Genomic DNA, 23,746 nt, shown 5'->3' with positions numbered 1-23,746 from the left:
AGGGAAGGGTTACAACTCTAGCCGGTGGGCGTCCCCCGCGCCGGCCTGTGAAACCCTACAGGCGTGCTTGCCGGCGGCCGGACGCTGGACTAGAACTCCAGCGTCCATCTCGACAGGGTATGTACGATGAACATCGAAGAGGTCCTGCGCGCCGTTTCCACCCCGCTGGGCGACGGCGCCGCATATCCCGGCGGGCCGTACCGCTTCTTCCGCCGCGAATACCTGAACATCTACTACCGCAGCGATCCCGCGGCGCTGCGCCGGGTGGTCCCGGAACCGTTGCGACTGGACGGCGCGCTGGTGCGCTTCGAGATCATGCTGATGCCCGACAGCGTCGGGCTGGGGCGTTATGCCGAGGGTGGCCAGGCGATCCGGGTGAGCCTCGATGGCTGCCATGGCGAGTACCTGCATGCGATGTATGTCGACAGCCTGCCGGCCATCGCCGCCGGGCGCGAGGCCAGCGCCTACCCGAAGAAGCTCGGCAAGCCGGCCCTGTACGTGGACTCCGATACCCTGGTCGGGAGCATCGACTATGGCAGCCTGCGCATCGCCACCGCGACCATGGGCTACAAGCACCGGCCGTTGCCCAGGGACGAGGCGCTGGCGGCGATCGGTGTGGAAACCTTCATGCTCAAGACCATGCGTGGCTACGACAGCCGCCCGCGGATCTGCGAGCTGGTGCGGACCCGGATCAGCGACATCCGGCTGCACGAGGCCTGGACCGGCCCGGCGCGCCTGCAGCTGTTCGCGCATGCCCTGGCGCCGATGGCGGACCTGCCGGTGCTGGAAGTGCTCGGCGCCAGTCACCTGGTCGCCGATCTCAGCCTGGAGATGCCTGCCCTGGTCTACGACTATCTGGCGCCTCCGGGCTGAGCGCGCTCGGGCATAATCGACATCCCCTCCGTCGATTCCCGCGAGCCCGTCATGCAACTGGACTTCACCACCATCGCTCCTGCCGAGGCCTATCGCTGGCTGGCCTCCACCGTCACCCCGCGGCCGATCGCCTGGGTCTCGACGCTGTCCGCCGAGGGCGTCAGCAACCTGGCGCCTTTCAGTTTCTTCCAGGTGATCAGCGACGAGCCGCCGACCCTGATGGTCAACGTCAGCCTGCGCGACGATGGCAGCCTCAAGGACACCCTGCGCAATGTCCAGGCCACCGGGCAACTGGTGATCCATCTGGTCGGCGCCGCCCAGGCCGAGACCATGAACACCACCGCCGCCTGGTTGCCCCACGGGATCAGCGAGATCGAGACGGTGGGCATCCCTACCGTGCCCAGCGTGCGCGTGGCGCCGCCGCGGATCGCCGCGGCGGCGGTGGCCTTCGAGTGCGAGGTGGCGGAGATCAAGCCGTATCCGGCGGAGAACCCCAATTGCCACATGATCTTCGCCCGCGTGCTGCTGGCGCATGTCGACGACGCGGTGCTGGCCGACGAGCGCCACGTGGACAGCGCCCGGCTCGACCTGGTCGGTCGCCTCGGCGGCAGCCTCTACAGCTATACCCGCGACACGTTCAGCATGATCCGGCCCAGGTAGACGGTGTCACTCGGCCGTCGGCAGGCACTCGGCGACCGTGCTGCGGCACACCGGTGCCTGCCCCGCGGCCTGCCGCCGCTGCCATTCGCGATAGGCGAACTGGTAGCTTTCCGGATACACCCCGCCGCGCTTCAGCGGCGCCACGATACTCGCCCGCAGCGCCTGTTCGGTCAGCGCCAGGTGCGCGGCCAGGCGCTGGAACTGCCAGGGCTGCTGGCCCTGGCGGCGCTCCAGGACCTCGACGTGGTACAGGCCGTCGGCCGCCGCGCTCGACAGGTTGTGCACGATCAGCCAGCGCGACAGGCCCGGGGCCGCCGGCAGCGACCAGAGCGGCTGCTCGATCGGGCCGCTCCAGTCGGCCTGGGCGCTGGCGGACAGGCCGAGGGCCAGCAGCAGGATCGGCGGGAAACGCATCGGGAACCTCCTTTCTCCGGGGAGGGCACAGTATCGCCGGCTTCACGCCGGCGGTGAAACCGTTTCGCCTTGGGGCTGTGCCGTCGCGCCGGCGAGCTTGGCCTGCTGGCGTAGCCAGTAGCGGTAGGCGCTGACGCCCGAACGCACCGAGCTGAACACCAGCGGCGGCTTGATCTCGCCGAGCATGCTCGAGCGTTGCAGGAGGTCCAGGGTCTGCCCGGTGACCCGTGCCAGCGACAGGTGCACGCCCTGGGCCTTGAGGATCTGCTGTACCTCGTGGAGGGTGGTCAGGCCGCTGATGTCCAGGTTGGTCATGGCCTCGGCGTTGAGCAGTACCGCGCGTGGCTGCTCGGTGCGCTCCAGCACGGCGAGCAGCCGCTGCTTGAAATAGTCGGCGTTGAAGAACAGCAGCGGCGCGTCGAAGCGGTAGATGACCAGGCCGGGAAGGGTGCTGGCCTGCGGGTACTTGGCCAGCTCGACCTGGCCGTCGACGCCGTGCATCCAGCCGAGTACCGCATCGCTCGGACGATAGGTGTAGTAGAGCAGGCGCAGCACGGCGATGCTGACGGCGACGAAGATGCCCGGCAGCACGCCGACGCTGAGCACGCCGACGGTGGTCAGCAGGCACAGGCTGAACTCGAAGCGGCTGAGCTTCCAGAAGCCCTTCAGCGCCTGTACGTCGATCAGTCCCCAGCCGGCCAGCAGCAGGACCGCGCCGAGCGCCGGCATCGGCACCCAGCCCAGCGGCCTGTTCAGCAGCAATAGCGTGGCGGCGATCACCAGCGCGGCGACGATGCCGACCAGTTGGGTCTTGCCTCCGACCATGTCGTTCACCGCTGTGCGCGAGTCGGCGCCGCTGATGGCGAAGCCCTGGGAAACCCCGGCGCCGACATTGGCCAGGCCGAGGGCGACGAATTCGTGGTTGGCATTGACGCTGTAGCCATGACGCGCGGCGAAGCTGCGCGCGGTGAGCATGGCGCTGCAGAAGCTGACCACGGTGATGCCGGTGGCATCGCGCAACAGGCTTTTCAATTCTTCCAGGTTGGTCTGCGGCCAGCTCAGGTGCGGCAGTCCGGCCGGCACTTCGCCGAGCAGCTCGACGCCGAAACGGTCGAGCCCCAGCGCCGCTGACGCCACGGTCGCCAGCAGCACGCCGCAGAGCGCGCCGGGCAACTGCGGGAAGCGCCGCGGCAGCAGCACCATCACCGCCAGCGAGAGGCTGCCGACGATCAGCGTCGGCCAGTGGAGGTGCAGCAGGTTCTCCAGCAGCGCCAGGATGCCGGCTACGAAGCCGCTGGTGGCCGCCTCGTAGCCGAACAGCTTGCCCAGCTGGCCGACCAGCAGGCTCAGACCGATACCGTTGAGGTAGCCGACCAGGATCGGTCGCGAGAGGAAGCTGGCGATGAACCCGGCGCGGGCCAGGCCGGCGACGATGGAGAACAGCCCGACCATGATCGCGACGATCATCGACAGGTCCACCAGGCGCTGGGGATCGCCCGCCGCCAGCGGAGTGATGGCGGCGGCGACCATCGCCGCGGTGGCCGCGTCGGGACCGACCATCAGTTGCCGCGAACTGCCGATCAGGGCGTAGATCAGCATCGGCAGGATGCACGCGTAGAGTCCCACCTGGGGCGGGAAGCCGGCGATCTGGGCGTAGGCGATGGCGGTGGGGATCTGGATCGCCGCCACCGACAGGCCGGCCTGGAGATCCGGGCGGAACCAGGCGCGGCGGTAGTGGAGCAGGCTGTCGAGTCCGGGGACCCAGCGGGCGAGTGGCATGCGGCCGTTTCCTTGCAGGCGCGGATGCCGCAGCTTATCCCGAAGGCCCGGCGGCGGGATTGCCGGGAGTCATTATTTTTTCGCCGTAGCCGCTTCCGGGGAGGAGGCGCAGGGCGAATATCGCAGGACGATATCCGCCGTTTCCCGGCGCCGCCGGACGGCTCTCAAACCTTCAACACCAGCTTGCCGAAGTTCTCCCCGCTGAACAGCTTGAGCAGGGTCTCGGGGAAGGTCTCCAGGCCTTCGACGATGTCCTCGCGCGATTGCAGCTTGCCTTCCGCCAGCCAGGTGGCCATCTCCTTCAGGCCTTCCGGGAAGCGCTGGGCATAGTCCATCACCACCATGCCTTCCATGCGCGCGCGATTGACCAGCAGCGACAGGTAGTTGGCCGGGCCGCGCACCGCTTCCTTGTTGTTGTACTGGCTGATCGCGCCGCAGAGGACGATACGTGCCTTGAAGGCGATGCGGGTGAGCACCGTGTCGAGGATTTCACCGCCGACATTGTCGAAGAACACATCGATGCCCTTCGGGCATTCGCGCTTGAGCCCGGCGGCGAGGTCTTCGTTCTTGTAGTCGATGGCGCCGTCGAAGCCCAGTTCCTCGACCAGGAAGCGACATTTCTCGGCGCCGCCGGCGATACCCACCACCCGGCAGCCCTTGAGCCTGGCGATCTGCCCGGCGACGCTGCCCACCGCGCCGGCGGCGCCGGAGATCACCACGGTCTCGCCGCTCCTCGGCTGGCCGACGTCGAGCAGGGCGAAATAGGCGGTCATCCCGGTCATGCCCAACGCCGAGAGGTAGCGCGGCAGCGGCGCGCGGGACGGGTCGACCAGGTAGAAGCCCTTCGGCTCGCCGACGAAGTAGTCCTGCACGCCGAGGGCGCCGTTCACGTAGTCGCCGGGCTTGAAGCCGGGGTGCCTGGAGGCCAGCACCTTGCCCACGCCGAGCGCGCGCATCACCTCGCCGATGGCCACTGGCGGGATGTAGGAGCGGGCATCGTTCATCCAGCCGCGCATCGCCGGGTCCAGCGACAGATACTCGTTGCGTACCAGGATCTGGCCGTCGCCCGGCTCGCCGAGCGGGGCCTCGACGAAACTGAAGGTGTCGCGGCCGGGCAGTCCGCTGGGACGCTGGGCCAACTGGTATTGCCGATTGATCTGGGTTTGCATGGCAGGCACTCGTGGAATGGAAAACGGATACCTAGGGTTAGTCGCCGGCAACGGCGGCGGCAAGCGCCGAGCGGTGTGGAAATGACCGGTCATCTATGAGGGTGATTGGCGTTGCGCGGTGTCATCAATGGCCTGGATGGGCCATCCTCCAATCGCCTGATAGTGCTATGCCTGCCCTGGACCCTGGCTAGACTGGCCCGGTTCGATCCCGCCGCGGTTGGCGGGAGACGTTTTCCCCGAGGATCAGTAGATGAGCAAACTCCTTTCCGGCCAGGTCGCCCTGGTCACCGGCGGTGCCGCGGGCATCGGCCGCGCCACCGCGCTGGCCTTCGCCGACGCCGGGATCAAGGTGGTGGTCGCCGACCTGGATAGCGTCGGCGGCGAAGCCACGGTGGCGACTATCCGCCAGGCCGGCGGCGAGGCCGCTTTCATCCGCTGCGACGTCACCCGCGACGCCGAGGTCAAGGCGCTGGTCGAAGGCTGCGTGGCTGCCTACGGTCGCCTCGACTATGCCTTCAACAACGCCGGCATCGAGATCGAGCAGGGCAGGCTGGCCGACGGCAGCGAGGCCGAGTTCGACGCCATCATGGGGGTCAACGTGAAGGGCGTCTGGCTGTGCATGAAGCACCAGATCCCGCTGATGCTGGCCCAGGGCGGCGGCGCGATCGTCAACACCGCGTCGGTCGCCGGCCTCGGCGCGGCACCGAAGATGAGCATCTACGCGGCTTCCAAGCATGCGGTGATCGGCCTGACCAAGTCGGCGGCGATCGAGTACGCGAAGAAGGGCATCCGCATCAACGCCGTGTGTCCGGCGGTGATCGACACCGACATGTTCCGCCGCGCCTACGAGGCCGACCCGCGCAAGGCCGAGTTCGCTGCCGCGATGCATCCGTTGGGGCGGGTCGGGCGGGTCGAGGAGATCGCTGCCGCGGTGCTCTACCTGTGCAGCGATAACGCCGGCTTCACCACCGGCATCGCCTTGCCGGTGGACGGCGGCGCGACGGCGATCTGAGCCGTCCGCCTCGGATGCCTCGTCGCGGGGCGTTCGCATTCTGTTACAGGTCGGCGCGCGGTTTGGCGCGCCAGGCCACTGCCGGGGGACTAACCTGGGTCGAGAATCCGCGGCCTGAGCCCGCCTTCGTCGCATCGGAGCAATAACAATAATGACCGCCGATCCCATCCTGACGCTGTTTCTTCCCATCGCCCTGGGCATCATCATGCTCGGCCTCGGACTGTCCCTGACCCCGGCCGACTTCATCCGCGTTGTGCGCTATCCGAAGCCGGTGCTGGTCGGCCTGGTATGCCAGATCGTCCTGCTGCCCCTGGCCTGCTTCCTGATCGTCCAGGGCTTCGCCCTGGAGGCGGCCCTGGCGGTCGGCATGATGCTGCTGGCGGCCTCGCCTGGCGGCACTACCGCCAACCTCTACAGCCACCTGGCGCATGGCGACGTGGCGCTGAACATCACCCTGACCGCGGTGAACTCGGTGATCGCCATCCTCACCATGCCGCTGATCGTCAACCTCTCGCTGCAATACTTCATGGGTGATGGACAGGCGATTCCCCTGCAGTTCGCCAAGGTCGTGCAGGTGTTCGTCATCGTCCTCGGCCCGGTGGCCATCGGCATGCTGGTGCGCAACCGCCTGCCGGCCGTGGCGGAGCGCCTGCAGAAGCCGGTGAAGATCCTTTCCGCGCTGTTGTTGCTGGTGATCATCCTGCTGGCGCTGGCCAAGGACTGGCAGACCTTCGTTACCTATGCGCCGGTGGTCGGGCTGGCCGCGCTGGCCTTCAACCTGCTGAGCCTGGCGGTGGGCTACTGGGTGCCGCGCCTGCTGCGCCTGCCGAAGGCCCAGGCGGTGGCCATCGGCATGGAGATCGGGATCCACAACGGCACCCTGGCGATCGCCCTGGCGCTGAGTCCGAGTCTGCTGAACAACAGCACCATGGCGATTCCGCCGGCGATCTACGGAGTGCTGATGTTCTTCACCGCGGCGGCCTTCGGCTGGTGGGTCAGCCGCGGTCACAAGGCCGCTCCGGCGCCCGTGGCGGCGCCGGACTGAGGATCGTCAGCCGCGCCGCCAGTTGAGCACGAACTGGGTCAGCAGGCCGGCCACCAGGCCCCAGAACGCCGAGCCGATGGACAACAGGGTGAAGCCGGAGGCGGTGACCATGAAGGTCACCAGCGCGGCCTCGCGCTGGCGCTCGTCGGCCATCGAATTGGCCAGGCCGTTCATGATCGAGCCGAGCAGGGCGATGGCGGCGATGGACAGCACCAGCGCCTTGGGGAAAGCGGCGAACAGCGCCGCCAGGGTGGCGCCGAAGGTCCCGGCGATGCAGTTGAAGAAGCCGCACCAGAGTGCCGCCGTGTAGCGCTTGCGCGGGTCCTCGTGGGCCGAGGGGCCGGTGCAGATCGCCGCGCTGATCGCCGCCAGGTTGATGCCATGGGAGCCGAACGGTGCCAGCAGGATCGAGGCGATGCCGGTGCTCGAGATCAGCGGCGAGGCGGGTACCTGGTAGCCGTCGGCGCGCAGCACGGCGATGCCGGGCATGTTCTGCGAGGCCATGGCGACGATGAACAGCGGGATGCCGATGCTGATGGTGGCGGCCAGGGAGAAGCTCGGCGTGGTCCACTCCGGCACCGCCAGTTCCAGGCGGAACCGGCTGAAGTCCAGCTGGCCCAGCGCCCCGGCCAGCAGCACGCCGACCAGCAGCGCGGCGAATACCGCGTAGCGCGGCGAGACGCGCTTGCACAGCAGGTAGCTGAAGAACATCGCCAGCACCAGCAGGGTCTGCTGCTCGGCGGCGTTGCAGATCTCGATGCCGATGCGGAACAGCACCCCGGCCAGCAGCGCCGAGGCCAGCGAGGAGGGAACCTGGCGCATCAGGCGTTCGAAGCTGCCGGTGACACCGCACAGGGTGATCAGCGCGGCGCAGACGATGAAGGCACCGATAGCCTCGCTGTAGGGCACGCCGGGCAGGCTGCTGATCAGCAGCGCAGCGCCGGGGGTCGACCAGGCGATCACGATCGGCACGCGGTAGCGCAGGGTCAGGCCGATGGTCGCCAGGCCCATGCCGATCGACAGCGCCCAGATCCACGAGGAAATCTGTGCACTGCTCAGGCCGGCGTTCTGCCCGGCCTGGAACATCAGCACCAGCGAACTGGTGTAGCCGGTGAGCATGGCGACGAAGCCGGCCACCACGGCGGCGGGCGAAGAGTCGGCGAAAGGACGCAGGCGGGACTGCGGCTGAGGCTGGGTGGTTTCGGTCATGCCGGGCACTTCCATGGAGTGGGGATGACCGGGCACAGCGGTGGGCGGGGCCACGGAGGAGGGTGACGCGAAGCGCAGGGTGCCGATCATCGTTCTACTGTTTCCGCAGCCTAAACAGCCGGGGCGGGGCTGTCCCGGTACAGCCGCGGACATAGTTGGCCATACAGTCCCTGCTGCCGGAAGCGAACGCAACTGGTAACGTCGCGGCATTTGCCGAGGAGCTTCGCCATGGATGCAAACCCCTACGCCACTCCGCGTGTCGAGCTGGTCGAGCAGGGCGTGCCGGACGGCTTTCGCCAGCGCTGGACGGCTGCGCAACTGCGGGTCCTCGCCTGGCTGTGCCTGGCCTCGATAGCCGGCGGTGTGGTGCTGATGGTGCTCAGCCTGCTCGAGGCGTTCGGCGACGGTGCCGCGCTCGGCGCCTACGCCGACTGGCTCGGCCTGCTCCTCAGCCTGCTCGGCGCCTACCTGCTGCTGCGGCTCAAGCATCTGGTCGAGTCACGCTTCCGCGGCCCTTCGCTGGCCTGGCCGGTCTGGCTGTCGATCCTCCTGACCCTGGTGGGCGAAGCCTGGAGCCTGCTGGCAGTGACGGACGACGCGCTGCAGGAGTGGCACTGGCAGGCGCTGGTGTACTTCGCACTGCTCGCGCTGCTTGGCGTCGCCACCCTCTGGCTGGGCCTGCGCCTGCTCAAGCAGGAGAACCTCTATCCCTCGCTGCGGATCATGGCCTGGCTGGACATCGCCGGTGGCGCGATGGTGGTTTCGGTCCTGCTGCTGGTGCTGGCGATGCTGCCACTGCTGGCCGCCACCGTGGCCATGGCGCTGGCCTACTGGCGCGCGGCGCGGGAGCTGGAGCAGGGGCGGGGGTGACGACCGGCCTTGTCGCTCGGCGCTAGTCGGCGTCCGCCGCCGTCTCGCCGCGAACGCCGGCATGCGTCCGGGCCAGCGTGCGATTGACCGCCAGCCAGCCGGCAACCGCTTCGCCACCGGCTTCCTCCAGGCAGCGCTGTAGCAGCCGCGACTGTTCCCGGCGCAGCGCTTTCTCCAGGCGTACGCCCTCGCCGGTGAGGCCGAGCAGGCGCTTGCGCCTGTCCTCGTCGGCGGCGGCGCTGCTGATCAGGTCCATCTCCAGCAACTGGCGCAATGGAATGTTCAGCGCCTGCTTGGTCACCCCGAGCAGGGCCAGCAATTCCTTCACGCTGAGCCCCGGGTGGCGGGCGATGAAGAACAGGATGCGGTGGTGCACGCGCCCCAGGCCGCGGCGGGCGAGCATCTCGTCCGGCTTGGCGGTGAATGCCTGGTAGGCGAAGAAGAAGGCTTCCATCATGGCCTGCTGCTGGACGGCGTGGTTTTTCAGGTCAGGCATATTGACGCTTCCGGGGGCGGCATCGTAGTTTCGGTCAAACAGTTTGACCCATTTTCCCATGCCTACGCTACCGGTGAACCCATGGCCTTCTCTGAACGCATCTCCCGCCTGAAAAGCTCCTTGATCCGCGAAATCCTCGCCGCGGCACAGCGTCCGGAGGTGATGTCGTTCGCCGGCGGGCTGCCGGCCGAACCGATGCTGCCGAAGGTGCAGTGGGAGCAGATGCCGGCCTCCATGGGCCAGTACGGCATGAGCGAGGGCGAGCCGGCCCTGCGCGAAGCCATCGCCGCCGAGGCGCGTGCACTCGGAGTACCCTGCGAGGCGAGCCAGGTTCTGGTCGTCAGCGGTTCGCAGCAGACCCTCGACCTGGCCAGCAAGCTGTTCATCGACCCGGGTACCGAGGTGTTGCTCGAGGCGCCTACCTACCTCGCCGCGCTACAGGCCTTCCAGTTGTTCGGCGCCGATTGCGTAACCGTGCCGCTGGGTGCCGAGGGCCCCGACCTGGTTGCCCTGCGGCAGCGCCTGGAGCGACACAAGCCGGCCTTCGCCTACCTGATCCCGACCTTCCAGAATCCGTCCGGCGTGCGCTACAGCGAAGAGCGCCGCGATGCGGTGGCGGCGCTGCTGGACGAATTCGGCGTGACCCTGATCGAAGACGAACCCTATCGCGAGCTGGTGTTCGACGAGGGCCGCGCGTCCCCGCTGGTCAGCCGCCTGCGCAAGTCCAGCTGGATCTACACCGGCACGGTGTCCAAGACCCTGCTGCCGGGGCTGCGCGTCGGTTTCCTGATCGCCACCCCGGACCTGTTCCCGCACCTGCTGCGCCTGAAGCAGTCGGCCGACCTGCATACCAACCGGGTAGGGCAGTGGCAGGCGCTGCAATGGTTCGGCAGCGAGGCCTATCGCCAGCACCTGGCCGAGCTGCGCGGCTTCTACCGGGTCCGCCGCGATGCCATGCAGGAGGCGCTGCTGGAACACTTCGGCGAGCTGGCCGAATGGAACATCCCGGAGGGCGGGCTGTTCTTCTGGCTGACCCTAAAGCAGCCGCTGGATACCCGCACCCTGCTCAAGCCGGCGTTGGCCGCGGACGTCGCCTTCATGCCCGGCGAACCCTTCTTCGCCGAGCCGGAGCAGAATCTCGGGCGCCTGCGCCTGAACTTCAGCCATGTCGCTCCGGAGCGCCTGCACGAAGGCCTGCGGCGCCTGGCCAAGGTCGTCCGCGACGCCCAGGCCGCCGCAGCGGCCTGAACCTTCGCCGGCGCTCTTCCGCGCCGGCCTCCGACCCCAGGAGCGACACGATGTACAAGGTCTACGGTGATTACCGTTCGGGCAACTGCTACAAGATCAAGCTGGCCATGTCGCTGCTCGGCATCGACTACCAGTGGCTACCGGTGGACATCCTAAAGGGCGAGACCCAGACCCCGGAATTCCTGGCGAAGAACCCCAACGGCAAGATTCCGGTGCTGGAGCTGGAGGACGGCAGTTGCCTGTGGGAGTCCAACGCGATCCTCAACTTCCTCGCCGACGGCAGTGCCCTGCTGCCCAGCGAACCGCGCCTGCGCACCCAGGTGCTGCAATGGCAATTCTTCGAGCAATACAGCCATGAGCCCTATGTGGCCGTGGCGCGCTTCATCAAGCTCTACCTCGGCCTCCCGGAGGCCCGCCGCGCCGAATTCGAAGAGAAGAAGACCGGCGGCTACAAGGCCCTCGACGTCATGGAAAAACAGCTCGCGCGCACGCCGTTCCTGGTCGGAGAACAGTTCTCCATTGCCGATATCACCCTCTACGCCTACACCCATGTCGCCGACGAAGGCGGCTTCGACCTGACGGCCTATCCGGCGATCCGCGCGTGGATCAGGCGGGTAGGGGAGGTGCCTGGGTACGTGGGGATGCTGGACTGAGGGAAGGAACTGTCCAAAGCGGGCAGGCACTTTTCAGACGATGGATTCAAAGCCGCCTTCGCGGCGGAAAAGGCCGGCGGGTGATACCGCCGGTCTTTCTTTATTCGGCATTCGGCGAAGGTTCGCCTACCTGTTTTGGCTCCATTGCACATCGCTAGTGGCCGTATGTCGCACGGTCACTGTTCTGGCCGGGGAACTGGGCGAGCCGGCTGCTAGCGTGCCAACGTGGCGTCCAATGGAAGCTGGGCTGGTCGTGGGGACGGTTTGCACGGCCTCCCGTTGGGTCAGGGTTACGCCTCATCGGAGGCTGTGTCCCGCAATGCCCCGAGCTTATTTCCCTGTATTTCTGTTTCAGTTTCATCAGTTGCTCAAGTGTCATTCGTTTCGCATTTCTTTAGAAGAAACAGTTGAGATGATGTGGGGCTGGAATGTTGTGTGCAGCTTTTTGCGCAGTTGCGTGCTAGGCAGCGTTAACAAGGGCTTGAAGACTAATTTTGAAAGGTTGGAAGTTACGGTTGTGCAGCTTTTTGCACATCCTTGAGTTCTATTCTCAGCCAAGGACGGAATCATTGGAGGTCTTTTGGCATATTGGCCTTCTTAAGGCTGAGGGCTGTTTCTTGTTTTTTTAACTACCTGTTTTGGTAGGGTTTTCCAAAAGGCCATCAATGTCGTTATGATGGCTGTCGACGCACTGCAAGGCCGTAGAAACAGGCTTGCCATTTGATGACCCTTCATTGATACGTATCAGCGAATAGGAAAATTCCCAAAAAAGGGAGCTCCTATTGCAAGCCGGTTTTTATGTTGTTTTCATGAGGAGACAAAGCGCTCGGCAGTTTACTGGGATTCTCATTTGGGTTTCCCTGCCAAGCAATTGAGCTATCAAGATATTTACTGACGCACATGGTGTGCATTGAAGGGTTAGGATGACCTATTCAAGCAAGCTCTCCTTGCATTATCTCGAACTCGCGGACCAGCCGATTTCAAAGGATGTCTTTGCGGGGGAAGATGTGCGTTTCTCCAGTGAGTACGAAGCCCTGGAGAACGAGCTGGGCAAGGCGCTGTCGCTCCACGAAAGTGGTCAAGTCGACTGGTTGAAGATCCTGGAAAACAGCGAGGTGCTTCTGCGCACCCAGTCCAAGGACCTGCGTGTCGCCGCTTGGTTGACCTGGGCTCTCTACCAGCGCGAGTCCTTTAGCGGGTTGCTGGCCGGCCTGGGACTGCTGGACCGGTTGTGCTGCAGGCACTGGGTCGAGATGCACCCGGCCAAGCCGCGCACCCGAGCCGCGGCCATCGCCTGGCTGGTGCCTCGATTGGAGCAGGCGCTCAGCGAGAGCGTTCCGCTCAAGGAGCAATTCCCCCTATTCCGACGTCTCGTCGAGCATCTGGACAGCCTCGATTCCGTCTTGACCGAGCAGTTGGGCGATGAAGCACCGTTGCTCCTGCCTATCAGCCGGCGCCTGGCGGGCATGCTCCAGCGCACCACTGACGTCCAGCCGGAGCCCGGGATGGTCGGCGCCATGGTGGCCCAGGTCAAGCAGGCGGCCAGCCAGTTGCTGGCTCCCGGTACCCCCATCGACAACGAGCGTGACGCGCACAAGTCCATGCGCGCCCAGCAGGAAGCCGCTCGTTCCCTGTGCGCCTGGTGGCTGCGGCAGAAAGCCACCGACCTGCGCGCGCTGCGCCTCAACCGGACGATGCTCTGGCTGCCCATCGAGACCATGCCAGAGCGCAATGGCGAACAGGTCACCGCGCTCAGGGGCGTACCGGCGGACAGGCTGAAGAGCTACCAGGAGCGTTTCGCCCAAGGCCTGTACGCCGACCTGCTGGTGGAGTTGGAAGCGAGCCTGTCCCGGGCGCCGTTCTGGTTCGACGGGCAGCGTTTGGTCTGGGAATGTCTGCAGGGGCTCAATGCCGATAAGGCTATGCGGGAAGTCGAGATGCATTTTGCGCTGCTGCTGCAGCGGTTGCCGGGTTTGGTGGACCTGCGCTTCCACGATGGCACGGCGTTTGCCGAACCGGCCACCCGCAGCTGGATCAGTGCCCACGTCATGCCGCATCTACAGAGTGGCAGCGTCCCGCGCATGGCGGAGAACGTGGCGCTACAGGCCGAGTGGGACATTGCACTCGACGAGGCCCAGCCAATCCTGCGCAAGGACGGCTTGAAAGCCGCAGTAAAGGTCCTCAAACAGGGCATGACGCGTGCACATGGCGGTCGCGCCCGGTTCTTCTGGCAACTGAGCCTGGCACGGTTGTGCTTCCTGGCGAAGAAATACGAACTGGCCAAGACCCAACTGGAAAGCCTCGACCAGCAGTTGCACGAGTCCGGCCTCAGCGCCTGGGAACCCGAGCTTGCGCTGGATGTACTGCACCTGCTGCACAGTTGCTGCGAGCTGCTGCCGCAGAACCATGCCGTGCGAGAACGCAAGGACGACATTTATCGCAGGCTGTGCCATCTCGATCTCGAGGTGGTGCTCGAATAGGGCCGCGCGCCCTCATTTTTCAAGGAGAAAAAGCCATGGCCAAAGAAGGCTCGGTAGGCCCAAAGGAACGCATCAACGTCACTTTCAAACCCGCCACGGGCGGGGCGCAGGAGGAAATCGAACTGCCGTTGAAGCTGCTGGCGATCGGGGATTACACCCAGCGCGCGGATGAGCGCAAGGTGGAGAATCGCAAGCCCATCAGCATTGACAAGATGACCTTCGACGAAGTGCTGGCCAAGCAGGAACTGGGCCTGACCCTGAGCGTGGCCAACCGTCTGCAGGTGGAGGGGGGCTGTGAGGAGTTGGCGGTTAGCCTGCAGATCAACTCGATGAAGGACTTCAATCCCGCCAGCATCGTCGAGCAGGTGCCCGAGTTGAAGAAACTGATGGAACTGCGCGATGCGCTGGTCGCCCTCAAGGGGCCGCTGGGTAATGCCCCGGCGTTCCGCAAGGCCATCGAAGGCGTGCTGGCAGATGACGAATCCCGTAGCCGTGTGCTGGGCGAGTTGGGACTGAATACCACACCATCCCAGGACGCCTGAGCGCCCCTAGCCAAGGAAGCAAATACATGAGCACGAATGCTGCACAGCAAAACCGGAACGAGAACGGTGAGTACAACATTCTCGACAGCATCATTGCCGAAACTCGCTTGAGCCCGGACGACGAGGCCTACGACATTGCCAGGCGTGGTGTGTCGGCCTTCATTGAGGAACTGCTCAAGCCGCAGAACGAAGGCGAGCCGGTGAAGAAGGCGATGGTAGATCGGATGATCGCCGAGATCGATGCCAAGCTCGGCAGTCAGATGGACGAGATCCTCCATCATCCGGACTTCCAGGCCCTGGAGTCGGCCTGGCGCGGCCTGCAATTGCTGGTCGACCGCACGAACTTCCGCGAGAACATCAGGATCGAGATCCTCAGCGTATCCAAGGAGGACTTGCTGGACGATTTCGAGGACTCGCCGGAGGTAATGCAATCCGGCCTGTACAAGCATATCTATACCGCAGAATATGGACAGTTCGGTGGCCAGCCGGTCGGCGCGATCATCGCCAACTACTACCTGTCGCCCAGCTCGCCGGACGTCAAGCTGATGCAGTACGTCTCCAGCGTGGCCTGCATGGCCCACGCGCCGTTCGTGGCCGCTGCCGGGCCAAAGTTTTTCGGCCTGGAGAGCTTTACCGGGCTGCCGGACCTGAAGGACCTGAAGGATCACTTCGAAGGCCCGCAGTTCGCCAAGTGGCAGAGCTTCCGCCAGTCCGAGGATTCTCGCTATGTGGCGCTGACCGTCCCGCGATTCCTGCTGCGCACGCCTTACGATCCGGAAGAAAACCCGGTCAAATCGTTCGCCTACAAGGAGACCGTGGCCAACAGCCACGAGCACTACCTGTGGGGCAACACCGCCTATGCCTTTGGTACCAGGCTGACCGACAGCTTCGCCAAGTACCGTTGGTGCCCGAACATCGTCGGGCCGCAGAGCGGCGGCGCGGTGGAGGACTTGCCGCTGCATCACTTCGAAAGCATGGGCGAGATCGAGACCAAGATTCCTACCGAGGTGCTGGTGTCCGATCGCCGCGAATTCGAGTTGGCCGAGGAAGGCTTCATTTCCCTGACCATGCGCAAGGGTAGCGATAACGCAGCGTTCTTTTCCGCCAGTTCGGTGCAGAAGCCGAAGTTCTTCGGTATCAGTGCCGAAGGCAAGGCTGCGGAGCTGAACTACAAGCTCGGTACCCAACTGCCGTACATGATGATCGTCAACCGCCTGGCCCATTACCTGAAGGTGCTGCAACGCGAGCAACTGGGCTCTTGGAAGGAACGCACCGACCTGGAACTGGAACTGAACAAGTGGATCCGCCAGTACGTTGCCGACCAGGAAAACCCCAGCGCCGAGGTCCGCGGCCGGCGTCCTCTGCGTGCCGCGCAGATCATCGTCAGTGATGTCGAGGGTGAGCCGGGCTGGTACCGCGTCAGCTTGAACGTGCGTCCGCACTTCAAGTACATGGGGGCGGACTTCACCCTGTCGTTGGTCGGCAAGTTGGACAAGGAGTAAGCGGGGCGTCCCATGACCGGATACGGCAGTCTGTTCGAACGCCTCACCGGCGAGACGGATAAACGCGCTGGCTGGAGCAGCGAGGTTTCCGCCATGGCGTCGGTGGCTGCCCATCTGGCCAAGATGCTCAGCACCCGGGCGGGCAGCGTGCAGACGCTGTCCGACTACGGGTTACCCGATCTCAACGACATGCGCCTGAGCCTGCATGATGCCCTGAGCCAGGCCCGGGCGGCCATCGAAAGCTTCATCGAGGCCTATGAACCACGCCTGGGCGAGGTGCATGTCGTTCCCCTGCCGCCGGACAACGACCAACTCCGCCTGGCCTTCAGCATAGAGGGCCTGCTGGAAGTGGAGGGAGTCAAGCGCCAGGTGAGTTTTTCCGCGTGCCTGGATGGGCGCGGCCAGGTGACGGTCAGTTGAGGAGGTTCTGATGTCCTGCAAGCCCATCGTCCGTGAGCTCGCTCCTGGCGCCCGCCGGTTCCCTGGCCTGGCCGCCGATGGAGTCGAGGGCTCCAGGAAAGATAGGCAGGGACGCATGCCTGCAAGAAAGAGAATACCACTGGTTTCGGCACTGTCTTCGTCGGGCGCCGCCTCGTTCCTGGAGCCTGCCATCGCGCCTATCTGCGGATCTCTACGCCATGCCCTTTAACCACTACTACCAGAGCGAACTCACCGCACTGCGACAGTTGGGACGCCGTTTCGCCGAGCGCAGCCCAGCCTTGGCGCCGTTCCTCGGTCAGGCCGGGCGCGATCCGGACGTCGAGCGGCTGCTCGAGGGCTTCGCCTTCCTGACCGGACGGTTGCGGCAGAAGCTGGACGACGAGTTGCCGGAACTCAGCCACTCGATGATGCACTTGCTGTGGCCGAACTATATGCGCCCCTTGCCGGCGTTCAGCATCCTCCAGTTCGACCCGCTGACCCGACCAGGCGAAGCACTGCGCGTGGAACGCGATACCCCGGTGGAAAGCCGGCCGGTAGGCGAGGTCGCCTGCCGCTTCCGCACTTGCTATACCACCGAAGTCCTGCCGCTCACCCTGAAGGCGCTGAACTACTCGGTGACTGGCGACGGCGCATTGCTGGGCTTGCGACTGGAGATGAACTGCGACGGGCATCTCGGCGAGCTGCGACTGAATCGTCTGCGCCTGCACCTGACTGGCGAGCGTTACATCAGCCAGATGCTCTACCTGTGCCTATTGCGCAATCTGGACAATATCCAACTGATCCCGTTAGGCGCCCAGGGGCTTCCGCTCGATGGGGTCGACGGCAAGCCGCTGGCGTTTCGCCTGGCGGGCGAGCGGGTGCGGCCGGTGGGGTTCGCCGAGGACGAGGCGCTGATTCCCTATCCGCTGAATACCTTCCGCGGCTACCGCTACCTGCAGGAGTACTTTGCGTTCCAGGACAAGTTCCTTTTCGTCGACGTCGATGGACTGGAGCTGCTCGACAGCCTGCCCGATGACCTCCTCAAGCAGGTTCGTGGCCTGGATTTGCGTTTCGATATCCGCAAGAACGGCATCCAGCGCCTGCACCCGACGCTGGAGAATATCAGGCTGTACTGCACTCCGGTGGTCAACCTGTTCCGCCATGATGCGCTACCTATCCGTCTCGACGGCAAGCAGGACGAGTACCTGCTTATGCCGGTCAGATACGCCCTGGAGGACTGCGGAGTGTTCTCGGTGGAAAGTGTCACCGGCTGGCGGCCGGGCGGACTAGGCTACCGGGGATATGTGCCGTTCGAATCGTTCGAGCACGATCCCAGCTTCGATGTACCCGAGGCTCGTCCCCATTACAGCATCCGGCAACGCACCTCGCTCCTGCATGATGGCCTGGATACCTACCTGAGCTTCGGCATCCGCCATCCCGAGCAGATCGAGACACTGTCGGTGGAGCTTACCTGCACGAATCAGAACCTGCCGCAGCGGCTGCGCCTGGGCGACATCTGCGTCGCCTGCGAAGGCACACCGGAGTTCCTCGGTTTCCGCAATATCACCCCGGCGACCCCGAGTTACGCGCCGCCGTTGCACCGCGACTTCCTCTGGAAGCTGATCAGCAACATGTCGCTCAACTACCTGTCTTTGGCCAACGTCGATGCACTCAAGGTGATCCTCGAAACCTACGACCTGCCGCGCTACTACGACCAGCATGCCGCGAAGGTCAGCAAGCGCCTGCTGGGCGGGCTCAAGGCGGTCCGCCACGAGCATGTCGACCGCTTGCACCGAGGGCTGCCGCTGCGCGGCTTGCGTACCGAGCTGACGATCGATCCGGAAGGCTATATCGGCGAGGGCGACCTGTTTGTGTTCGCTTCGGTTCTGAACGAATTTTTCGCACTTTACGCCAGCATCAACTCTTACCACGAATTGCGGGTGAGGAGCACACAGGGAGACGTGTACCAATGGAAACCGCGCATGGGTTTGCAGCCCCTGCTGTAAGCGCGTTGGCACGGGGTATTCGCGAATACTCGCTGTTCCAGGCGGTCCTGCTGGTCATGGATCGTCTGCGCGAGCAATACCCCGGGCTGGGGGACGAGGCGCTTTACGATCAGCTGGAATTCCAGGCCAATCCTAGTCTCGGCTTTCCGGCCAGCGATATAGATCGGGTGGAGTTCTTCGAAGAGCGCGGCATGCTGCGGGCGCGGCTGCGCTTCAACCTGATGGGGTTGTTCGGTTCCAGTTCGCCGCTGCCGGCGTTCTACAGCGAGCAGGCCCTGGGCGACAGTGAGGAGAGTAACCCTACGCGGAACTTCCTCGATCTTTTCCATCACCGCCTGCATCGGTTGCTGTTGCCCATCTGGCGCAAGTATCGCTACCGGGTGAGTTTCCAGAGCGGCGCGAGCGATGCGTTCTCCGCCCAATTGTTCTCCGTTGTCGGGCTGGGTGGAGAAGAGATCCGCAAGGCCAGGGAGCTGAACTGGAAACGTCTGCTGCCCTACCTCGGTCTGCTCAGCCTGCGGGCCCACTCGGCGGCCCTGATCGAGTCGGTGCTGCGCTACTACTTCAAGCACGCCGAGCTGCTCGCCGAGCAATGCATCGAACGGCGCGTCGCGATCCTCGAGGAGCAGCGCAACCGGCTCGGTCTGTTCAACAGCCAGCTTGGCGAGGACGCAGTGCTGGGCGAACGGGTTCGCGACCGCAGCGGCAAGTTCCGCATTCATATCCGCCAGCTCGATTGGCAGCGCTTTCACGAGTTCCTGCCAATCGGTCCCGGTTACCAGCCGCTTTGTGCGCTGGTGCGCTTCACCCTGCGTGACCCGCTCGACTATGACATCCGACTGGTCCTGCGCCACGAGGAAATCCGCGAGTTCCGCATCGGCGCGCAGAACCCGTGCCGCCTTGGCTGGACCAGTTGGCTGGGCCGGGAACGCGCCGATGGCGTGGTGACGCTGGGCAGCAAGATTCATTAAGGATGGATGAGCATGATCAACGTAGACCTGCAACAACTGATTCAGGCGCTGGATGCCGACACCCGGCGCGACCTGGAGGGCTCCGCCGAGCGCTGCGTCGCCCGCGGCGGCAGCAGGGTACTGGTGGAAGACCTGTTGCTGGGCCTGCTGGAGCGTCCCCAGGGATTGCTGGCGCGCGCCCTGCAGGATGCCGCGGTGGACGCCGGCGAACTCAACGCCGCGTTGCAAGCGCGCGGCGAGCACAGTGCCTCGCGCAATCCGGTGTTCGCGCCCGAGCTGGTGCAGTGGCTGCAGGATGCGCTGTTGCTGGCCAACCTCGAACTGGGCCGTAGCCAGATCGACCAGGCGGCATTGATCCTGGCCCTGCTACGCAACCCGTTGCGCTATGCCGGCAGCCGCTACCAGCCACTGCTGGCGCGGCTCGACATCGAGCGGTTGAAGGATTTCGCGCTCTCGCAGCCGCTGGAGGGCGCGCCCAGCGGCAAGCCGGGTGGCGGCGAGTCCCTGTTGCAGCGTTTCACCCACAACCTTACCCAGCAGGCGCGCGACGGCAAGCTCGATCCGGTGCTCTGTCGCGACGGGGCTATTCGCCAGATGGTCGACATCCTGGCCCGTCGGCGGAAAAACAACCCCATCGTGGTCGGCGAGGCTGGCGTCGGCAAGACCGCCATCGTCGAAGGCCTGGCCTCGCGGATCGCCGCAGGGGAAGTGCCGCCGGCACTGAGGGACGTCGAGCTGTTGTCCCTCGACATGGGCCTGTTGCAGGCCGGTGCCAGCGTGAAGGGCGAGTTCGAGCGGCGCCTGAAAGGCGTCATCGACGAAGTGAAGGCAGCACTCAGGCCTACCATCCTGTTCATCGACGAGGCCCATACGCTGATTGGCGCGGGCGGTCAGGCCGGCGGCTCGGATGCCGCCAACCTGCTCAAGCCGGCCCTGGCACGCGGTGAGTTGCGTACCATCGCGGCGACGACCTGGGCCGAGTACAAGAAGTATTTCGAGAAGGACCCGGCGCTGGCCCGGCGTTTCCAGCCCGTGCAACTGCATGAGCCGAGCGTTGCCGAAGCGGTGACAATCCTGCGTGGCCTGGCCCGTGTTTACGAGGAAAGCCACGGTATCTACCTGCGCGACGACGCGGTGGTGGCCGCCGCCGAACTGTCCGCCCGCTACCTGGCGGGTCGCCAGTTGCCGGACAAGGCCGTCGACATCCTCGACACCGCCTGTGCGCGGGTGCGCATCAGCCTGGCGGCGGCGCCGGAGAGTCTCGAGCGCCTGCGCGGCGAGCTGGCCGAAGGCGAGCGCCAGCGCCAGGCCCTGCGCCGCGATGCCGAGGCAGGGCTGCCGATCGACCACGAGGCCCTGCAGGTGCTGGAAGAACGCCTGGCCCAGGCGGAAAGCGAGCGGCACGTACTGGAGGACCAGTGGAGCCGCCAGCGCGAACTCGCCGAGCGCCTGCTCGCCCTGCGCCAGCAATTGGCCAGGGCCCGCGAGGCGAGCCGGGAAGAACAGGGCGGCGAGGCGGACGCGGAGGCTTTCCCGGCCGACGAGCATGGCGGTGTCGAAGCCCTGGAAAAGGCCCTTCACGAAACCCGCCAGGCACTCGCCGATGCCCAGGCCCAGGGGCGGCTGGTCAGTTTCGAGGTCTGCCCGCGCCTGGTCGCCGAGGTGATCAGCGCTTGGACCGGTGTACCGGTGGAGCAACTGGCGCGGGAGCACAATGCCAAGGTGGTGGGGTTCGCCGACGACCTGCGGGCGCGAATCCGGGGCCAGGAACAGGCGATCAGGGCACTGGACCGTTCGATGCGCGCCACCGCGTCAGGGCTGAACAAGCCCGATGCGCCGGCCGGTGTGTTCCTTCTGGTGGGGCCGAGCGGGGTGGGCAAGACCGAGACCGCGCTGGCGCTAGCCGACCTGCTGTATGGCGGCGAGCGTTTCATCACCACCATCAACATGTCCGAATTTCAGGAGAAGCACTCCGTCTCGCGCCTGATCGGTGCACCGCCCGGATATGTCGGCTATGGCGAGGGTGGCATGCTCACCGAGGCGGTACGCCAGAAGCCCTATTCGGTGGTGTTGTTGGACGAAGTGGAGAAGGCCGATCCGGACGTGCTCAACCTCTTCTACCAGATATTCGACAGGGGTGTAGCCAACGATGGCGAAGGGCACGAGATCGATTTCCGCAACACCCTGTTCCTGATGACCTCCAACCTCGCCAGCGAACGTATCGCCGCGCTTTGCCGGGACGGCGAGCGGCCGTCCCCCGAGATTCTCGAAGACACCATCCGCCCGGTGCTCAGCCAGCATTTCAAACCGGCGTTGCTGGCACGGATGCGGGTGGTGCCGTACTACCCGGTGGGCGGCAGGGTGCTGCGAGAGCTGATCGGGATCAAGCTGGACCGGCTCGGCGAGCGCCTGGCCCGCCGCCACCTGGCTTTCGACTACAGCTCTGCGCTGGTGGATCACCTGGGTGAACGTTGCATCCAGAGCGACAGTGGCGCCCGGCTGATCGATCATCTGCTGGACACTCATCTTCTGCCTCTGGTGGCCGACCGGTTGCTGCAGGCGATGGCGCGCGACGAGCGGCTCGTACGGGTTCACGCGACACTCGACGAGCACGGACACGTGTTCTGCGAGTTCGCCTGAGGTGGTTGCTATGTTCAGTCGTGTTGCGCAACCGCTGTCCTTTGCCGAAGCCCTGCTGGCGCAGTTCACCGCGCTGTCACGGGAAACCGATGCCTCGGCCTTGCTGGGAGGCTTCGCGTGCGCTGTCGGTAAGCTCTGCGGATGCGAGCTGAGCCAACTGTACCTGCTCGACCAGACCCATACGGTGCTCACACTCAGCGCCGAGTGCCGCGATGGCCTGCCGCAGGCGCTGGAGCCCTCCATCCTGCCGGCAGACTACAACGGCGAGCAACTGCTGCAGTTCGCTCTTTGTCAGAACCGTGTGGTCAGCCTCGTTGACCTTCCGGCCCGGCTGCACGAGACCGGCTTCCTGCCGCTACGGGACAAGCCGTGGCTGTCCCTGCTGTGCGTGCCGCTGATGAGCCCGGAAAAAACGGTAGGAGGGGTGGTTGTCTGCGCCACCCTGCGGCCACTGAACCTGCAGGGGTTCGCCCATGCGCTGGGCCAGCTCGGCTCGTTCGTGCTGGCCCAGTTGCATTTGCTGCAGCGCCTGGCGCATCCCGCCAGTGAGCCGCAGGGACCATCCAGTGCGCCGGTGGTCAGCGGCTACGGGCTGATCGGTCGGAGCGCGGCGATGCGCGAGACCTGCCGGATGATCAGCAAGGTCCTGCATACCCCCTACACGGTACTGCTGCAGGGCGAGACCGGTACCGGCAAGGAGGTGGTCGCACGGGCGATCCACGAGTACGGTCCGCGACGTTCGCAGGCCTTCGTGGTGCAGAACTGCGCGGCGTTTCCGGAAAACTTGCTGGAGAGCGAACTGTTCGGCTACCGAAAGGGCGCTTTTACCGGTGCCGAACGCGACCGCCCCGGGCTGTTCGACGCCGCCGACGGCGGAACCCTGTTGCTCGACGAGATCGGCGACATGTCCCTGCCGCTCCAGGCCAAGCTGTTGCGCGTGCTGCAGGAAGGCGAGATTCGCCCGCTCGGCGGCAACGATACGCACAAGGTCGATGTACGCATCATCGCCGCTACCCACCGTGACCTCGCCCTGCTGGTACGCGATGGCAAGTTCCGCGAAGACCTCTACTACCGACTGGCGCAGTTTCCCATCGAGTTGCCGCCGTTGCGCCAGCGCGAGGGCGACGCCCTCGAACTGGCCCGGCATTTCGCCGAACGCGCCTGCGTGTTCCTGCGTCGCGCGCCGCTGGGCTGGTCCGCGGAAGCGCTGGAACTGCTCGAGGGCTATGGCTTTCCCGGCAACGTTCGGGAGCTGAAGGGACTGGTGGAATGCGCGGTATTGCTCTGCGAAGGCGACGTGCTGCTGGCCGAACACTTTTCCCTGCGCGCCCCGCCGGAAGCGGAGGCGCCACTCAAGCTGCGCGAGCATCTGGAGCAGATCGAACGGGACCTGCTGCTCGCCTGCCTGCGCAGGAACGCTGGCAACCAGACCCTCGCCGCGCGCGAACTGGGTCTGCCGCGCCGAACCCTGATCTATCGCATGGGACGCCTGAACATTCATTTCGGCGATCCCCGGACCTGAAGCCCATGATCGAGATTTCCTTCCAACCAGCCCAGCCGGGCGCGCGCCTGGAGCGCGGCGTCCGCGGCCCTTCCATGGAGACTCCCTGATGCCTGTTCGTCACTGGCCCGCCGTGCTTCTGGCCCTGGCCGTCCTCTGCGGCCTCGCCGGTTGCAGCGGCAACTACAAATTCAACGACGGCGACTATCGCCCGCTTGGCGATCCGCAGGCGGTCAATCGCGGCAAGTGACCGCAA

21 protein-coding genes are annotated in these 23,746 nt (G+C 65.3%); 16 read left to right on the top strand and 5 right to left on the bottom strand.

What is annotated here, in order from left to right:
• Positions 1-126: 126 nt before the first annotated feature.
• Positions 127-873 carry an acetoacetate decarboxylase gene (locus PSPA7_RS17225; RefSeq protein WP_012076254.1) on the top strand — a complete coding sequence of 249 codons (747 nt, stop codon included), beginning with the start codon at positions 127-129 and terminating at the stop codon, positions 871-873.
• Positions 874-924: 51 nt separating this feature from the next.
• Positions 925-1,533: a flavin reductase family protein gene (locus PSPA7_RS17220; protein WP_012076253.1), complete on the top strand. Its 609-nt coding sequence runs from the start codon at positions 925-927 to the stop codon at positions 1,531-1,533.
• Positions 1,534-1,539: 6 nt separating this feature from the next.
• Here the strand turns inward: PSPA7_RS17220 and PSPA7_RS17215 are convergent, their stop codons facing one another.
• The 3 genes from PSPA7_RS17215 to PSPA7_RS17205 form a co-directional block, all read right to left on the bottom strand.
• A complete protein-coding gene (locus tag PSPA7_RS17215; protein ID WP_003155718.1) occupies positions 1,540-1,947 on the bottom strand; it encodes a DUF5086 family protein in 408 nt (135 codons plus the stop codon).
• A 42-nt stretch (positions 1,948-1,989) separates the two neighbouring features.
• Positions 1,990-3,726 (bottom strand): SulP family inorganic anion transporter, encoded by a 1,737-nt coding sequence (locus PSPA7_RS17210; RefSeq protein ID WP_012076252.1) that lies wholly within the window; start codon positions 3,724-3,726, stop codon positions 1,990-1,992.
• A gap of 164 nt (positions 3,727-3,890) precedes the next feature.
• The gene (locus PSPA7_RS17205; RefSeq protein ID WP_003155720.1) at positions 3,891-4,895 is read right to left on the bottom strand and encodes an NADP-dependent oxidoreductase; all 1,005 of its coding nucleotides are present in this window, start codon (positions 4,893-4,895) and stop codon (positions 3,891-3,893) included.
• 250 nt (positions 4,896-5,145) lie between these two features.
• On the opposite strand from PSPA7_RS17205, the gene PSPA7_RS17200 reads away from it, so the two are divergent.
• Positions 5,146-5,907, top strand: a complete 762-nt coding sequence (locus PSPA7_RS17200) for an SDR family oxidoreductase (protein ID WP_012076251.1) — start codon at positions 5,146-5,148, stop codon at positions 5,905-5,907.
• A gap of 151 nt (positions 5,908-6,058) precedes the next feature.
• Positions 6,059-6,952, top strand: coding sequence for a bile acid:sodium symporter family protein (locus PSPA7_RS17195; protein WP_012076250.1), 894 nt, complete (start codon positions 6,059-6,061; stop codon positions 6,950-6,952).
• 6 nt (positions 6,953-6,958) lie between these two features.
• Here the strand turns inward: PSPA7_RS17195 and PSPA7_RS17190 are convergent, their stop codons facing one another.
• A complete protein-coding gene (locus PSPA7_RS17190) occupies positions 6,959-8,161 on the bottom strand; it encodes a benzoate/H(+) symporter BenE family transporter (RefSeq protein ID WP_003155723.1) in 1,203 nt (400 codons plus the stop codon).
• A gap of 228 nt (positions 8,162-8,389) precedes the next feature.
• Between PSPA7_RS17190 and PSPA7_RS17185 the strand changes: the two genes are divergently transcribed.
• Positions 8,390-9,031, top strand: coding sequence for a hypothetical protein (locus tag PSPA7_RS17185; protein WP_012076248.1), 642 nt, complete (start codon positions 8,390-8,392; stop codon positions 9,029-9,031).
• A 22-nt stretch (positions 9,032-9,053) separates the two neighbouring features.
• Here the strand turns inward: PSPA7_RS17185 and PSPA7_RS17180 are convergent, their stop codons facing one another.
• Positions 9,054-9,527 carry a MarR family winged helix-turn-helix transcriptional regulator gene (locus PSPA7_RS17180; RefSeq protein WP_012076247.1) on the bottom strand — a complete coding sequence of 158 codons (474 nt, stop codon included), beginning with the start codon at positions 9,525-9,527 and terminating at the stop codon, positions 9,054-9,056.
• A gap of 81 nt (positions 9,528-9,608) precedes the next feature.
• On the opposite strand from PSPA7_RS17180, the gene PSPA7_RS17175 reads away from it, so the two are divergent.
• From PSPA7_RS17175 to PSPA7_RS17125, 11 genes are all read left to right on the top strand, one after another.
• The gene (locus tag PSPA7_RS17175) at positions 9,609-10,775 is read left to right on the top strand and encodes an aminotransferase-like domain-containing protein (RefSeq protein ID WP_012076246.1); all 1,167 of its coding nucleotides are present in this window, start codon (positions 9,609-9,611) and stop codon (positions 10,773-10,775) included.
• Between the two features lie 50 nt (positions 10,776-10,825).
• On the top strand, positions 10,826-11,428 hold the full coding sequence (locus PSPA7_RS17170) for a glutathione S-transferase family protein (RefSeq protein ID WP_012076245.1): 603 nt from the start codon (positions 10,826-10,828) through the stop codon (positions 11,426-11,428).
• Between the two features lie 923 nt (positions 11,429-12,351).
• Positions 12,352-13,908, top strand: coding sequence for a type VI secretion system protein TssA (tssA, locus tag PSPA7_RS17165; RefSeq protein ID WP_012076244.1), 1,557 nt, complete (start codon positions 12,352-12,354; stop codon positions 13,906-13,908).
• Between the two features lie 35 nt (positions 13,909-13,943).
• On the top strand, positions 13,944-14,450 hold the full coding sequence (gene tssB, locus PSPA7_RS17160; RefSeq protein ID WP_012076243.1) for a type VI secretion system contractile sheath small subunit: 507 nt from the start codon (positions 13,944-13,946) through the stop codon (positions 14,448-14,450).
• Positions 14,451-14,476: 26 nt separating this feature from the next.
• Positions 14,477-15,952 carry a type VI secretion system contractile sheath large subunit gene (tssC, locus tag PSPA7_RS17155; protein WP_012076242.1) on the top strand — a complete coding sequence of 492 codons (1,476 nt, stop codon included), beginning with the start codon at positions 14,477-14,479 and terminating at the stop codon, positions 15,950-15,952.
• A 12-nt stretch (positions 15,953-15,964) separates the two neighbouring features.
• Entirely contained in the window at positions 15,965-16,372 is a 408-nt protein-coding gene (tssE, locus tag PSPA7_RS17150) for a type VI secretion system baseplate subunit TssE (RefSeq protein WP_003154521.1), read from the top strand.
• Between the two features lie 218 nt (positions 16,373-16,590).
• Positions 16,591-18,378: a type VI secretion system baseplate subunit TssF gene (gene tssF / locus PSPA7_RS17145; RefSeq protein ID WP_003154519.1), complete on the top strand. Its 1,788-nt coding sequence runs from the start codon at positions 16,591-16,593 to the stop codon at positions 18,376-18,378.
• Positions 18,342-19,349 carry a type VI secretion system baseplate subunit TssG gene (gene tssG, locus PSPA7_RS17140; RefSeq protein ID WP_012076241.1) on the top strand — a complete coding sequence of 336 codons (1,008 nt, stop codon included), beginning with the start codon at positions 18,342-18,344 and terminating at the stop codon, positions 19,347-19,349. The genes tssF and tssG overlap by 37 nt, the downstream gene beginning before the upstream one ends.
• A gap of 12 nt (positions 19,350-19,361) precedes the next feature.
• Positions 19,362-21,989: a type VI secretion system ATPase TssH gene (gene tssH, locus PSPA7_RS17135; protein WP_012076240.1), complete on the top strand. Its 2,628-nt coding sequence runs from the start codon at positions 19,362-19,364 to the stop codon at positions 21,987-21,989.
• A 10-nt stretch (positions 21,990-21,999) separates the two neighbouring features.
• Positions 22,000-23,511: a sigma-54 interaction domain-containing protein gene (locus PSPA7_RS17130; RefSeq protein ID WP_003149363.1), complete on the top strand. Its 1,512-nt coding sequence runs from the start codon at positions 22,000-22,002 to the stop codon at positions 23,509-23,511.
• 88 nt (positions 23,512-23,599) lie between these two features.
• Positions 23,600-23,740, top strand: a complete 141-nt coding sequence (locus PSPA7_RS17125; protein ID WP_003087614.1) for a hypothetical protein — start codon at positions 23,600-23,602, stop codon at positions 23,738-23,740.
• The last annotated feature ends 6 nt before the right edge of the window (positions 23,741-23,746 follow it).

This window comes from Pseudomonas paraeruginosa PA7, assembly GCF_000017205.1.
In the GTDB taxonomy this organism is placed as follows: Bacteria; Pseudomonadota; Gammaproteobacteria; order Pseudomonadales; family Pseudomonadaceae; genus Pseudomonas; species Pseudomonas paraeruginosa.
This window is presented reverse-complemented; position numbering and strand designations above follow the sequence as displayed.